The organism is Sediminibacterium sp. GW821-FHT12F12, from assembly GCF_058806635.1.
Window position 1 is genome coordinate 34164 of sequence record NZ_JBXAPW010000010.1, and the last position, 14577, is coordinate 48740.

The 14577-nt window shown below is 44.3% G+C and carries 13 protein-coding genes; 8 read left to right on the plus strand and 5 right to left on the minus strand.

The window, feature by feature from the left end:
* Positions 1-67 precede the first annotated feature (67 nt).
* Positions 68-262: a hypothetical protein gene (locus tag AC1RNB_RS13830; RefSeq protein WP_305267504.1), complete on the plus strand. Its 195-nt coding sequence runs from the start codon at positions 68-70 to the stop codon at positions 260-262.
* A gap of 24 nt (positions 263-286) precedes the next feature.
* Here AC1RNB_RS13830 and AC1RNB_RS13835 read toward each other — a convergent pair whose 3' ends face one another.
* The 3 genes from AC1RNB_RS13835 to AC1RNB_RS13845 all read right to left on the minus strand — a co-directional run bounded on the left by AC1RNB_RS13835 (position 287) and on the right by AC1RNB_RS13845 (position 3131).
* Positions 287-1408, minus strand: a complete 1122-nt coding sequence (locus AC1RNB_RS13835) for a hypothetical protein (RefSeq protein ID WP_493083696.1) — start codon at positions 1406-1408, stop codon at positions 287-289.
* Positions 1409-1509: 101 nt separating this feature from the next.
* The gene (locus AC1RNB_RS13840) at positions 1510-1902 is read right to left on the minus strand and encodes a QcrA and Rieske domain-containing protein (RefSeq protein ID WP_305267507.1); all 393 of its coding nucleotides are present in this window, start codon (positions 1900-1902) and stop codon (positions 1510-1512) included.
* A gap of 65 nt (positions 1903-1967) precedes the next feature.
* On the minus strand, positions 1968-3131 hold the full coding sequence (locus tag AC1RNB_RS13845; protein ID WP_493083698.1) for a di-heme oxidoredictase family protein: 1164 nt from the start codon (positions 3129-3131) through the stop codon (positions 1968-1970).
* A gap of 139 nt (positions 3132-3270) precedes the next feature.
* Here AC1RNB_RS13845 and AC1RNB_RS13850 point away from each other — a divergent pair, with 139 nt between their 5' ends.
* On the plus strand, positions 3271-3945 hold the full coding sequence (locus AC1RNB_RS13850) for a metal-dependent transcriptional regulator (RefSeq protein WP_305267511.1): 675 nt from the start codon (positions 3271-3273) through the stop codon (positions 3943-3945).
* An 872-nt stretch (positions 3946-4817) separates the two neighbouring features.
* Positions 4818-5579: a LytR/AlgR family response regulator transcription factor gene (locus AC1RNB_RS13855; protein WP_305267513.1), complete on the plus strand. Its 762-nt coding sequence runs from the start codon at positions 4818-4820 to the stop codon at positions 5577-5579.
* 2 nt (positions 5580-5581) lie between these two features.
* Here AC1RNB_RS13855 and AC1RNB_RS13860 read toward each other — a convergent pair whose 3' ends face one another.
* Positions 5582-7135: a sensor histidine kinase gene (locus tag AC1RNB_RS13860; protein WP_305267515.1), complete on the minus strand. Its 1554-nt coding sequence runs from the start codon at positions 7133-7135 to the stop codon at positions 5582-5584.
* Positions 7136-7253: 118 nt separating this feature from the next.
* Between AC1RNB_RS13860 and AC1RNB_RS13865 the strand changes: the two genes are divergently transcribed.
* The 4 genes from AC1RNB_RS13865 to AC1RNB_RS13880 all read left to right on the plus strand — a co-directional run bounded on the left by AC1RNB_RS13865 (position 7254) and on the right by AC1RNB_RS13880 (position 10514).
* On the plus strand, positions 7254-7679 hold the full coding sequence (locus AC1RNB_RS13865) for a hypothetical protein (RefSeq protein ID WP_305267518.1): 426 nt from the start codon (positions 7254-7256) through the stop codon (positions 7677-7679).
* A 2-nt stretch (positions 7680-7681) separates the two neighbouring features.
* Positions 7682-8617, plus strand: a complete 936-nt coding sequence (locus tag AC1RNB_RS13870; protein ID WP_305267520.1) for a helix-turn-helix transcriptional regulator — start codon at positions 7682-7684, stop codon at positions 8615-8617.
* Positions 8618-8826: 209 nt separating this feature from the next.
* Positions 8827-9192, plus strand: a complete 366-nt coding sequence (locus AC1RNB_RS13875) for a helix-turn-helix domain-containing protein (RefSeq protein ID WP_305267521.1) — start codon at positions 8827-8829, stop codon at positions 9190-9192.
* Positions 9192-10514, plus strand: a complete 1323-nt coding sequence (locus tag AC1RNB_RS13880; RefSeq protein ID WP_493083703.1) for a type II toxin-antitoxin system HipA family toxin — start codon at positions 9192-9194, stop codon at positions 10512-10514. Before AC1RNB_RS13875 ends, AC1RNB_RS13880 begins: the two co-directional genes overlap by 1 nt.
* Before the next feature lie 129 nt (positions 10515-10643).
* Here AC1RNB_RS13880 and AC1RNB_RS13885 read toward each other — a convergent pair whose 3' ends face one another.
* Complete coding sequence (locus tag AC1RNB_RS13885) at positions 10644-10883, minus strand: helix-turn-helix domain-containing protein (protein ID WP_493083705.1); 240 nt, start codon at positions 10881-10883, stop codon at positions 10644-10646.
* 501 nt (positions 10884-11384) lie between these two features.
* Between AC1RNB_RS13885 and AC1RNB_RS13890 the strand changes: the two genes are divergently transcribed.
* Complete coding sequence (locus AC1RNB_RS13890; protein WP_493083707.1) at positions 11385-14570, plus strand: SusC/RagA family TonB-linked outer membrane protein; 3186 nt, start codon at positions 11385-11387, stop codon at positions 14568-14570.
* The last annotated feature ends 7 nt before the right edge of the window (positions 14571-14577 follow it).

The following is a 14577-nucleotide window of genomic DNA, read 5'->3' on the forward strand; positions in this document are numbered from 1 at the left end:
GAATGTTAATCCAGGACAAGACATTGCACCAAGCCCTGTTTTCTGTAAGCGTTCTAAAAGCCGCGGATTGAGGAAGAAGTTAAAAGTATTCAATCAGAATACAACAGATGTCCTGACAAAGAAATTTGAGGAAACCTGGCAATTAAAACCAGATGACACCATTCACATATTATGTCTGACAGTCGATGAAGATTTGCCTGTTGAAATAAAAGACAAACTGGAGAAATTGCTATTGGCCACTGAACCTGAAGATTCTGTTTAACTCCAAATTTGGTAATAAATGATCTTAAAAATAAGTCGAAAATCCAAATTGGAAACCCGCCAGCCTCGATGGTGGATTGCCTAATAGATCTGTTTGCCAGTTGTATCGGTAGTTAAACCTGAAAACTGTTTGAGTTGTGGGCCGCCAGCTGATGGCAGGTACAACAGAATAAATATGATCTGAAATATTATCGCCGGTTGAGACAAATTTCCCTTTATTCCAGTCAACATATTCTAACCTGATCCCCGCATTGATAACCGATTTTTCAAAACCAAAAATGGGTTTTGAAAACACCGGTTGAATGATATCCAGAAAACCGCCTTGTTGTGCACGTCCAAACTGTTCGGTATACGTGTTGGGAACATCTACAAAAACCCATGCCCATTCTCCATTGATAAAAGTTTTTGTTTTGGAAAGTGTTGTAATGAAATCAAGTGCATAAACATTCACGTTTCTTTTTTTGTCTAGAATGAGACCATTGTCCTGGAACTTATTATAAACACCACCCATGTAAGAAAGTCCAATCTCACCAATGCGGTTGTTGCGTAGGGCAAATTTTGCAGTCAGCAGTGGCACTCCATTAAAAGATTCTTCAAACCTATCGGGGTTGTTCTTTGCTGCAGGCAAATAGGTTTTATTCTGGCCATTGGATATGATGCTTTCATCAAAGCCATTTGTTAAGTAAAGCTCGTATCCGTATACCCAGTCTTTACTATATTTTTTTCCATATACGCCGAATCCAACATTACTCCAGGTAGCGGGCAGCATTTTTGTAGCAGACATCGGGCGGTCTACGAATTCCCATTTAGGGCCATCGTGGTTCTGGTTAAAAGAACCGATGGGATTCATTACTACGCCACCGCGGAAATTTAATAAGGGAGCCAGCTCAAAATCTACTGATGCAAATTCGATATTGATCTCTTTGGTTCCATCTTCAAATTCGATCTCGGAAAGAAATTTAAGTCTTTTGGAAATGGACGAGGCAACAAACAGCGTGAGCCTTCTCATCTGGAACTGATGCCCGTCGCTGATACCGTTTTCATTCAGGTATTGATAATTGGCTTCTACATATCCTCCCAATGAAACTGGCAGCTTCCCGGCAGCAAGCAACGGCCTGTTGTATACAGCATCCATATTCAGTAACATCCTCGAAGTATCGGAAATCGGTTTCCTTAACAGTGCAGGATCTATTTGCGCAGATCCTTTAGTTATACTCAAGAGCAGCAAAAAAAATATCGAAAGATTTTTCATGATTGTTTTCTTAGGTCGATGAATATTTCGCTGTTAGAAATCTTAATGGGAAAACTACGTAAGGAGCTATCTGCAGGGCCATTCGTAGCAATGCCTTTGTTGTTGAATGCGCTTCCATGTGCAGGACATTGTAGCGAATCGCCGGATGCCTGCAGCTCTGTTCCCTGGTGGGTGCAACGCATCCATAATGCGGAATATTCCTGGTCGCTGAAACGGTACACATAAATAGGATATTGCAACGTATCATTTCTTACAATGATAAAAGATCGGTATGCCGGTGTGCCCTTCTGGTTAAATATGAAATCAGTTTTACTGATCATTACTCCATCGTTGCTGATCTTACCTGCAATAAGGTGGGTTGCACTGCATGACGATAACACAGCTGACATTGCAGTCATTGATAGACAGGCGGTACATGCTTTAACGATAAAATCCTTCCTGTCCATTTCTCTTTTTATAATGCTTCTAAAAATTGTATCAGTTTCGCTTTATCCGCCACGTTAAGCTGTTGAAATTTAGCTTTACTCTGTGAGGCTTCACCACCATGAAAAGAAATAGCTTCTTCGATACTTTTCGCTCTTCCATCGTGCAACAGGAATACTTTACCGCCCTGCGAATTCTTTGACAGACCCAATCCCCAAAGCGGAGGCGTTCTCCATTCGGCTGGCATAGCTGTTCCTTCAGTATAACCGTCATTTAACGATGGTCCCATATCGTGCAATAAGAGATCGGTGTAAGGAAAAATTGTTTTATTAGCTAATGCTGCGATAGTTGAAGGGCCTGTTTGCATTTGCGGTGTATGACATTTGCCACATGAAATATTGGTAAAAATCTGTTTACCCGCTATTACATCCGCATTGTTCTGATCCCGCTGTATCGGCGCTTTGAGGGTTTTCAGATAAAAGATCACATCCAATACTTTTTGATTGGAGATCTCCGGATCGATCTGTAGTCCATTATATGTGTTGTAAGATTCATAGGACGAGTTCACACCCATATCCTGGTTGTATGCGTTCGCTGTTTGCTGGTGAAGATCATATACGGCAGCTTTTTTACCGAAGCGACCAATGTATCTTCCGTTACGCTCAATTGTACCAGGGCGTGATAAACAATAGATGGGAATATGTATCCAGTTGGGTCTTCCTGATATACCATCACCATCTGCATCCAGTTCATCCGATAAACCAAGAAGGATCGCGTCTGGCACCGCTTCCAGTAAACCGAGCCCCGTATTCGCAGGAGGTGTAAAATTGGAAAAAGTGGCACCCGCCGGTATTGTCTCAGGTTGTATACCCGGCAAAGCCCTTGATTGCAATTGAGGGCCTCCAAGATGTAAGAATTTGTTTCCAAGTGTATCGCTCTGACCGAAACGGGTGAGAGTTGTGAAGGGGTGTCCTTTTCCATCGCCCGCGTGACATGAACCGCAGGAAGTGGCGACAAAGGTTGGCCCCAACCCATTAGAACTGGTGAAAATATCATCATTAAAGGCAATGTCTCCACGCAGGAAAGCCTGGTTTTGTTCGCCGCTCAGACCTTCAACAGGCCCGTCCAGCACACTATCATCTGCGGGAAGGCCTGGCAATAGCTTATTGCAGGATACCATCACAGCAACCGACACCAGAAGAATTAAAATCAATAATATTTGCCTTTTGCCCATCCGTAATTTTGGCTAAAGGTAAAATATATTTTGTTGTGCCAAAATATATTTTTAGACGAGCCTAATAATTATATTTTGTAATTAAATGTATCTTTCGGCCATGAAGTCTGCAACTCTTTTGAGTTTTACGGAAGAAAATTACCTAAAGGCCATCTATTCCCTTACGCAAAGGCATGGGTCTCCAGAAACGTCTACCAGCCATATTGCGGAACAACTATCAACCAAACCGTCTACGGTTACCGATATGCTTCGCAAGCTTGCTGACAAAAAAATGATCGCTTATGAAAAGTATAAAAAGATTGAGTTAACCAAATCCGGAAAGCAGCTTGCAATTCTTGTAATAAGGAAGCATAGGCTATGGGAGGTTTTTCTGCATGAGAAATTGCAATTTGCATGGGATGAGGTGCATGAGATAGCGGAACAACTGGAACACATTCAATCTGAAGAACTTATCACCAGGCTTGAAAAGTTTTTGGGATTTCCGAAGTTTGACCCACACGGAGATCCTATACCGTCTGCAACCGGTGAACTGCAGGCAGGTCAAAGAATTACTTTGTCGGATGTACAAATCAATAAAAGCTGCGAGGTAGTTGGTGTAAATGATAGCTCTGCTGTTTTTCTTAAATATTTACAACAGGTTGATATTGGTATCGGCACCATAATAAAAGTATTGGAGAAGTTTTCGTTTGATGGATCTATCACTATTAGCCTGGATAGAAAAGTAAAGATTTCAGTATCAAAGAAGTTTGCTGATAATTTAATGGTGGTTCTGTAAATAGTATGGTCGTTTATGTGCAAGATAATTTGTACTCCTGATTGCTAGTAATCATATTATCCGGGTATGTAATTTGAAATAATATTTTTTGAGTGGTAGATGTTACCGCTAACGCCTGGGTGATAGTACTGGTACAGGATATCACGAGCATAAGTTTAACCTGTAATTATTTTTTTAGAAGATCGGTAGCTTCATCAGTGTTTAGCTTTTTTGTGTCAATAGTATTTCTCAATAACGTTACAACCTGCTTTAATTCATCAAGCTGTCTACTTTAATCTTTTACCTTTTTCTCATTGATCGCATATACTTTAGTCAAGTACTCTTTAATCAATTTATTCGGCCATATGCGTAATTGGGTGCCTCTCTTTGAATTACCCGGTAGCCAACAGAAATTATAAGATACAGATTGTAGTGTTCAATCTCCCGCTTTATGTTTCTTTTCCTTCCTGCCGAATTTGTGCAATTTTTGCACAAGTTGTAGTTTAAAATGGCAGAAGGGTTCAATTTGCGTGGGTTTTCAAATTTGGCTGGATAAGAGGTCCTTATCACATCCTTTTTTGGACTAATTTTAAAATTTGTAAGCGTGCATTCTTTCCTAGGATACTTATCGGGAATGTACCGGGAAATTTAAAAAGTTAGCTGTCATCAGAGCCAGGACATCTCTTTATTGCCCTATAACTATCGTCCAGGAGGGTTATTTCTTTCAGCCTAGGTATCTAAGCTGATTTTTGGGTGAGGGATGGGGGTACTCCCGTCCCTCTTTTTTTAAGCTAAATAAAGATTTTGCATTCGATATATGTTGATTTTAGTATATTTATTATACCCAATAATCAGTAAGATGCCGTCCTGGAATGTGATTAAAGCCGGACGACATGAGAGCCATTATCGTAGAAGATGAAATGAAAAGCCAGGTGCACCTAAGCCGCCTTCTGGCGAAGCATTGCCCTGAGCTTGCAATTTGTGGAATTGCCACTAGTTTGACGGACGCTTTTTCTTTGGTTATCAGGTTTGCACCCGACCTGATTTTTCTGGATATAGAATTAGGAAAAGAAAATGGGTTTACATTACTTCAAAGAATTCGTGAGAGAAATATAGAATGCGGCGCAATTTTTACTACAGCACACGAAAAGTATGGTATTCGTGCAATCAAATTCTCTGCTCTTGATTATCTACTAAAGCCGATAAAATCAGACGAGCTAATTGAAGCGGTTCAAAAAGCAATAAACGTTCAATTGCGTGCGGGAAAGAACCAGCAAATCGATCACCTTCTCGAACTGCTGCAATTGAAGGCGGGGCAGGAGCAATCCATCGCCATTCCCTTAAGCAGGGAACTTCGATTTGTTCAGCTTAGCAACATTTTACAAGTCAGTGCCTCTAATAATTATTCGATCCTGCATCTGGATGACAAGGAGAATCTTACCGTATCGAAGGGGATTTATCATTTTGACAAGTTACTTGTGCCTGCCGGATTTATTCGGATACATCAGTCACATATTGTCAACCCCCGTTATATCCGTGCGATCAAAAAACGGGATAACAGCCATGAACTGCAGTTGAACAACGGCGATATCGTGCCTGTTTCCAGGCTGAAGGTGGAGCAGGTGAAAACCGTTCTTTTGAAAAAGCGGGAGTAAAACTATGCCAGCAAGTTGATATAAACGAGTTTCACTTCTGTGCCTGATGGCATGTGATTGATCGAAAACTCAATGGGCTGCGCTGGATGGAGTTTTGCATATTGGAATAGACGCTCCCGCGTGAAACTAAGGCCATGGCCACCACCTGTTTTGATATTTGCATTACTGCCGTTACCATTGTCAACAATTATTACGATCATATCGAGCTGATTGGCTTTTATAAAGACATTGATTTTGCCATTGGTTCCCATATGTGACACCCCATGCTTGACAGCATTTTCCACAAGCGGCTGCATGAGCATTGGAGGCACTTCCAAAGTACTGGCTTCAATCGATTGATTGACAGAAATAGTATACTGGAATCCAAAGCGCAGTTGTTCTATTCGCAAATAAAGATCCAACAGCGCCAGATCCTCCGCCAGGCTGATCGATAATTCACCAGAATGTTCCAGCGTCTGCCGTAGTATGTCGGAAAACATAGAAAGATAACGATTGGCTTCTTTGTTCTGGCCGTTGGAGACTAGTCCCTCAATCGAACTCAGTGCATTGAAAATGAAATGCGGGTTGAGGCGCGACTGTAGGGTGCGTAACTGTTCCTCCACCCTTGTGCGGTTGTCTTTTTCTCTGGATAATTTGCGTCGATAGAACCAGGCAGTGATCAATATTGTTGCCACAATCAGGAGGACAAGTGCACTCAGTCTTACCCATGTTCTTTCGTACCAATGGAGGGCGACGATGAGAATGTATTTGCTGGTGAGTTGCTGGCCTGGGAATTTTAATTGCAGTTGATAGGTTTTATCGCCGGTGAGATTGGAGAGCACCAATACATGTCCTGTCTGCTTCCAATCACCCGCAGAATCTGCGACATCAGTTAAACAATATTGTACTACTTCATCTGTTAGATACTTGTATGTTTTAATGCGAAACTCAGGGATTGAACCAGGCGGTATACGAAGGGAATTAGCTGGCAAATCCCGATAACCTGTTCTGTCATTATATGCATGAAGTACCTTCATTTCAAGCCGGTCCGGTTTCCGGCTTGTGTCATAAAAATTGTTTAGCCTATAACCTATTATTTCTGGAGTTCTTTGGACTACTTTGAAAGACAGATAAGGATGGACAGAAGCTTCACCTGCTTCGCGCCACGCAATGTTGAGCACATCATCTTTTTTGAGTTTAAGGTTCATCAATACCTGCATACTGTCTTTTTCAGAAAGCAATATTGGTATCCAAACCTTTTTATCCTGTTTCCCCAAACAATATAAAACTTTCACCTTTCGAGCGCGTTCTATCGGAAAGGGTTTTTGATTCTTTTTTTGTAGTAGGTGGTCGAAATTAAAGGCTCGTCCTCTTGGCAATAATGATAATTGCAACCTGCCTGGGGAAATTTCAAAAACGTTGTCTTCCTGCCAATCAAATACTGAATGATCAGAAGATATCAGAAGAGGGATGTTACCAATCACGCCAATACGCTGGCCCAATGAATCCGGCGCGGCATATAAGCACGAGGGTAACCACAACAATAGATACAACCATATTGCGGCGGCGGATTTCATGAGTATGAATATACCGATTCCTTTTAAATTCTAACCGTTGCACATTACTTGTAACCATAGCAACAATGGTCTCTGCTGATGAAGAAGCTTGATAAGATTTTTGGTCAAAACATATCCTATGAAACGGCAGATCATCTATTTTTTAGTCATTTTTTTATCAATCGTTCCTGCCTGTCGCAAATCAAGTTCTCAGCTCCCTAAAAAAGAGGAAGCTTTTTTTTCTTCAAAAGAGGAAGCTGCTGACAAAGTGAACTGGTTTACCAGACAGCAAACACGACTGGTGAAAGCTGGCAACATCACCACTATATCGTATATCCATACCACGACCAAAACGTATGCATTTGTTTTCTACGAGACGGGGGAAGGTCCACAGAACTTAGTTATAACAAGAAGTTATTCTTCAAGCGGTGAAGTTCAAAATGAATCGGCCTCTACCTGTAATGGCGCAACGTGTAATTGTCAGGTACAGGCGACCATAGATAACCAGGGAAATGTTGCTATAGGCTGTTCCTGCTCAAGTTGCACTCTTGTTAGTAGCTATTGATTATGTTTCTAGATCCGTCATCTCAGCATCTTAACCAGTTCCGGCAAACGGAGGAAATTCCTGCGCGATTACAAAGCTTAGTGATCCAAGGAGGTAACAGGCGGTGTTTGATATCTCGCGGAATACAGATTCTGAGCCAACAAATTGTGCATCCAGAATTTGATCTATACGTTCATCTTGTTTTTAGCAAAGATTCAATTGAGTTGTTTGGGAAGGCTACGGTTAAGAAATGGTTGTGGGTAATACAGCATGAAGGTGATGCGGAGATCAGTTTTGCGGGTGGTGAATCCTTTGCTTTGAAAGCCAATCAACATTTTTTTGTTCAGGCGGAAGGAGCGAAAGAAAATCGTTTTACATTTTCACAAGGTCGATCAGTGACCGTGATAGTCAGTTTGAAACCGGCGGGAGAAAAAGTGGTGAGACAGTTCTATCCGGATCTGTGGAAGAAGTTGCAAAGTAAACAGGATGTTACACTGCATAGCTCAACGTATATCGAACATTATTATAGGGAAGGATTGATTCAGCTGGTGGTTCCGGCAGTCTTGCTTTCAGCTTTTCTTTCGGCGCAGTGGCGCATGTTGTTACTGTTATTCTGTAGGCAGTTAAATGATGTACCGTTAGCCGAGGGAAAGGTGGTGCTGGCCAAGCAACTACTTGATCAATACCCGGCCCAAGCTTGGAATTTGCATGAACTCGCGCGGCGCGTGGGGTGGAATGTGCAGGATTTGAAAACTGTGTTTAAAAGAATATACTCGGTGTCACCGATCGAATACCTGCGCCACGTAAGGCTGGAGCTTGGGATTCTTCTGGTGCGATCGACAACAAAGCCCATTGTGGAGATCGCGCGGGAATGCGGGTTTAAGCGGGCACATCATTTTATCCGGGTTTTCAAGGCGTTTACGGGGAAGACGCCGGGGCAAGTAAGGCGGGAGAGATGAGTAAGTATCTTATTGCCAGCCAAATGTTGAAATAATGGAAGACTGGCTGCGATAAAGTAGCGCGACACTGTTCCACAGTGGTACCATACGTATTGTCTGAAAATTCAGTCATTATGGCTAAAAATAGTAGGTAGTGACTGATTATTCAGTCATTTTTATTCCTTATCTTTGTCTGAAATATCATACTTTAACGCCTTAAATAGCTACTAATGACTGAAAAATCAGACATATACTGGGATGCAATGAGTGATAAAGGGGTTCTGGCCATGCTGGGCCGCTTTATCAGGGAAACAAGGCTGGCGCAGAACAAAACACAGCAGGAACTGGCCGACAGCGCCGGAATGGCCCGGTCCACTCTTGCCCTGCTTGAAAACGGTTCGGGAGGCACCCTGCTATCCCTTATACAGGCCCTGCGGATGCTGGACCAGTTACACCTGTTCAAGGCATTCCAGGTCACTAACCAGATCAGCCCCTTATTGCTTGCCAAGCAAGCACAAGGCAAACGTCAGCGCGCCAGCCGCAGTGAGGACAAACAAGGCGACAAACCCACAAATTCTAACGAAAACACCTGGTAATGATAGAAACAGCCTATATCAATCTATGGAACAAAAGAGTGGGTGCCATTGCGTGGGACAGTGACAGCGGCGCAGGAAGCTTTGAGTTCGAGCCATCCTTTCTCAGGCAGAATCTTGACATCTCCCCGTTAAAGATGCCTATAACAGAAGCGAGGGGCGGACGAATATTCAGTTTCCCTGATCTTGTCCGTAGTCCCACATTCAAGGGAATGCCCGGCCTGTTATCAGATGTGCTGCCCGACAAATACGGTAATGCGCTCATTAACGCGTGGCTCGCACAAAACGGGCGACCGGAGAACAGCCTGAATCCCGTGGAAATACTTTGCTTTATCGGCGAGCGTGGAATGGGCGCGCTGGAGTTTGAACCCGTGGTACCCAAGATACCCGGCACTTCCACGAAACTGGAAATTGACAGTCTGGTAAATATAGCGCAGGAGATCATGTCGGGCAGAACCAATTTTGCGGCCAACCTTGCTGACGATGCCAAAAAAGCCTTATTCGATATCCTTAAGATCGGTACCTCGGCAGGTGGAGCCAGGGCCAAAGCGGTCATCGCCTACAACCCGGTTACCGGCGAGGTAAGATCAGGCCAGGCCAATGCACCCAAAGGGTTCACGCACTGGCTGATCAAATTTGACGGAGTGGTAGATACACAACTGAGCACCGGTAGCGGACCGCTGGGAACCAGCAGCGGTTACGGCCGGGTTGAAATGGCTTATTACCGGATGGCTGTTGCCTGTGGCATCGAGATGATGGAATGCCGCCTGTTGGAAGAAAACGGACGGGCGCATTTTATGACGAGGCGGTTTGACCGGATGCCCGACGAAGGAAAGCTGCATGTACAAAGCCTGTGTGGGATACAGCATTATGATTTCGCGCAAATCAATTCCTATAGTTACGAACAACTGTTCCAGACCATGCGTATGCTGAAACTGCCCTACGGCCAGGCAGAACAACTTTACCGGCGCATGGTGTTCAATGTGCTGGCCAGAAACTGTGATGACCATACCAAGAATTTCGCCTTTATCATGAATAAACGGGGTGAATGGCGATTATCACCTGCCTTTGATATCTGTCATGCCTACCGTCCAGGCAGCGAATGGGTAAGCCGCCACGCGCTAAGTGTAAACGGGCAGCGGGACAGGATCTCTGAAAACGACCTGCTGGCCGTAGCGGACAGCATGAATGTCAAAAAGCCGGAAAGTATTGTTGCTGAGATCAGGACCCAAGTGAAGCAATGGGAAAAGTATGCAGATGAACAAGGTGTACCTGTGAAGCTGGCTAAGGCCATCAAAGACACTTTATTGGTTTTTAAGCCCTAACAGGCAAACCGCCTGAAATCATAAAGTCGGCCAACTATAACATTGATATTGAACACCATAAAACATTAATTTGGCCGCAAGTGAGTGGTTGATATATGGCCGGTTACATAGAATTGATTGCAAAAATTTCTACTCAATGAATTCGAAGTCAAAATCGAACATTTTCTTCGGATGCAATTTTAATGCAACGGCAAGGGCGACAACAGTAGCAACTGTTGGGCTTTGAGTACCTACTTCTATATTATAAATCTGCTTTGCTTCTATTTCTGCTATTGCACCTAATGTTTCACGCGATAGTTTCTTCGCTTTCCGTATTTTTTTTAGGTTTTCACCAAACGCCTTATCATATTCCTTATTCTTAATCTTCACCAAATGAAGGTGAACTAAGAATAAAAAATAAATCACGTTAAATTTAACGTGATTTCAAAATAGTCTTATATTTACGTAAACCAGCGATGGTTAGATAATATATTTGCGACTCTTCATATAAATTATTTGAAGCATTCGCTTTGAGTCTCACTCTGGAACCTAGGAATTTCAAGTACACGAGACGATAAGTAGAATGCCCACGTTACGGCGTGGGCTCTCTTATTCGTGTACGGGTCTCCTAGGACCTCAGAGCGGTAAGTTGAGTTCCACGCTATTTTTTTGCCCCAACTCTTCTTGCTCTAAGACTCCTTTTTGGTCACAACCCAAACAGGATGTTATGAACACAAAGCAATTTTTAAGTTTTAGTCCCTCACCCAGCTGGGCGTTGCACCTGCTATTAACGCAGTTTGCAAAGAAGCCCAAAAACCCAATATAGGGAAGACAACGGGCGGTTTCGTCCGCCCATGTTTTATTCTCTATTTCTTCACCAACACTATTTTCATGAGACATATTATTCGTGCGCAGGTATTGTTATGCACGTGCCTCCTTATTCTTACTACTTGCGCATTTTCGCAAACAAATTCTATTACAGGCCGTATCGTCAACGGCAGCGACCAGTTGGCTGTCCCAGATGCAGATATATTCCTGGTTAAAAGCAGGGCCAGGACCATATCTCAAAGCGATGGTTTTTTCCGAATCACCAGCCAATTTTCTAACGATACATTGCTGATCCAACGTTCCGGTTTCGCAACCATCAGAATCCCAGCAGGAGTTTCACCCATGCGTATCGAAATGAAAGCACAGGGAGAGCTTGATGAGGTAGTAGTTCAAACCGGATACCAGACCATACGCAAACAACAAGCAACCGGTTCCTATACTACCGTCAGCAATGAACTCATCAACAGACGTATTTCTTTTAATATCCTTGACCGCCTCGAAGGCGTAGCTTCCGGTGCGCAGTTCTCTTCGGGAACAACAGCCACACAGAGAAACCTGAACCAGCCTACCATTTCTATCCGGGGCAGAAGCACGATCAGTTCCAATGCGAGCCCACTCATCGTGGTTGATAACTTTCCCTATGATGGAGACCTCGCATCCATCAACCCCAACGATGTGGAAACAATCACTCTACTGAAAGACGCAGCTTCTGCTGCTATTTGGGGCGCATTTTCAGGTAATGGTGTGATCGTGATCACCACCAAGAAAGGAAAAATCGGCCAGCCACTCAAAGTTTCAGTGAACAGTAATATCACTATCGGTGAGAGACCTGATCAATTTTACATGCCCCAGCTTTCGGTAAGCGATTATATAGAGGTAGAGCGTTTCCTTTTTTCAAAAGGTGCCTATGCGTCCTTATTCACTAATATCAACCGACCTGTTATTTCACCGGTTGTTGAAATCCTCCAGAAAACTGCCGCCGGAGGTCTTACCAATGCCGAGGCTGAAGCACAGATCGAAGTGTTTCGCAAAACTGATATACGCAATGATATAGACAGGTACCTGTACCGGAGCGGTATCCTTCAGCAGAATTCGGTTTCTTTAAGTGGTGGTGCGAGCGCACACCAATACCATTTTTCCGTAGGCTACGACAAGCAGGCACAGGCAGTCAGGAAAAATGATGTACAGCGTTTTACCCTTACCGCGCGTAATGTTTTCAGCCTTATTTCCAACCGTTTACGGGTATCCACGCTGGCCACGCTTACCCAATCGCAGAACCGGAATAACGGGCTGCCAACCGTGCCCGGTACGATCCCCTACCTGGCCCTAACAGATGATGCGGGTAATACCCTGGCTGTGCCGAGGCAGTACCGCACGGCATATATCGATACCGCAGGCAAAGGCCGCCTGCTGGACTGGTATTACAGGCCGCTGGATGAACTTTCACTCAACGATCAATTGTCCCTAAATACCGATTACCGGGTAAACTTAGCAGTTGACTATACCATCTTACCTAAGTTGGAAGCCAGCGTGCAATACCAGTATGCAAGAGGAACAAATGAACAGCGCAACTACCAAAACGAATCTAGTTTTTTTACGCGCGATATGATCAATAAGTATACGCAGCTAAATCAAACTACCGGTGCCGCCACGTACCGTGTGCCCATCGGCGGGATACTGGACAGGATGCAATCATTTTATGAAAGCAATAATATCCGAGGACAGTTGAGTTACCAGCTCAGCATCGGCGCAGATCACACTTTTTCGGCTCTCGCAGGTACAGAACTGCGGAAAGTGAACAGCTTCGCTTATTCCAACCGGTTGTATGGGTATGATGACGATGTGGCAACTTTTTCGCCTGTGGATATGGTCAATGTGTACCCGCTCTATTATAATAATTCCAATAGCCAGATCCCATCGAACGTCTCCAACACCGGAACCCGAAACCATTACCTTTCCTGGTTTACCAATGTTGCTTATGTTTTTAAAAACCGGCTAACCGCTACTGCCAGTATCCGCAGGGATGAATCAAACCTGTTTGGCGTATCAGCTAATATGAAGGGTGTACCTCTTTATTCAGCGGGTCTTGGCTGGGAGATCAGCCGCGAGGGGTTTTTCCGGGTTCCACAGATCTCCCTTTTGAAACTGCGGGTAAGTTATGGTTACCAGGGTAACGTAAATACCGGCTTATCTTCCGTGGCAACTATTTCCTATGGTGGCACCAACCCGTTCGGCGGGCAGGTGGCAGGGATCAGCAACCCGCCGAACCCGTCCTTACGTTGGGAGAAAGTCGGTATCATCAATGCCGGCGCTGATTTCTCTCTATTCTCAGGTAAGCTGTCCGGTTCCATAGACCGTTTTATCAAGAAGGGTAGCGACCTGATGGGCGTCAGCCCGCTTGACCCTACTACGGGGATCAGTACTTATACAGGCAATACAGCCAATGTAACCACCACAGGATGGGATATTGTACTCAGAGGACATCTTGGTAAAAGCGGGTTGCAATGGAACGGCACACTGTTGTTTAATTATTCCCAGGACAAAATCACCCGGTATCTTACCCCAACTCCCAACCTTACTTACCTCACCAGTTCAGTTCTCAACCCGGTTGAGGGATACCCGCTATATGCTATCTACAGTTTCCCGTGGGCAGGCCTTGATAACGCAGGCAATCCGCAGGGCTTGATCAACGGATCGCCCAGTAAGGTGTATGCTTCGCTTTATACTTTGTCCAACCTTTCATACAACGGCCCCGCAGTAGCCCCATTTTCAGGAAGCTTGCGCAATACTTTTGACTGGGGAGGATGGTCCTTGTCGTTCATGTTTACCTACCGGATGGGCCATTATTTCCGGAGCCAGTCCGTCAATTACACCAGCCTGTTCAATGTGAACGGTATTGGTGGTCACCCCGATTACCAACTGCGCTGGCAACAACCGGGAGATGAAGCGAAAACGCATGTTCCTTCCCTGATCTACCCGAATAATGTCACCAACCGCGATGCGTTCTATACCTATTCCTCTGTACTTGTAGAAAAAGCGGATTTTATCCGGCTGCAGGACCTGCGGGTGCAGTATACATTGCCCAAACGTACCGCCGCGATCCTTCACCTAAAAAGTTTGAGCTTCTATGGGTATGCCAACAACCTTGGGCTGCTCTGGAAGGCGAACAAAAAAGGCATCGATCCTGATTTTCTTACTGCCGCACCGAACCCTCGAAGCTACGCGATCGGCGTTACGGTAGATTTTTAAACTATCA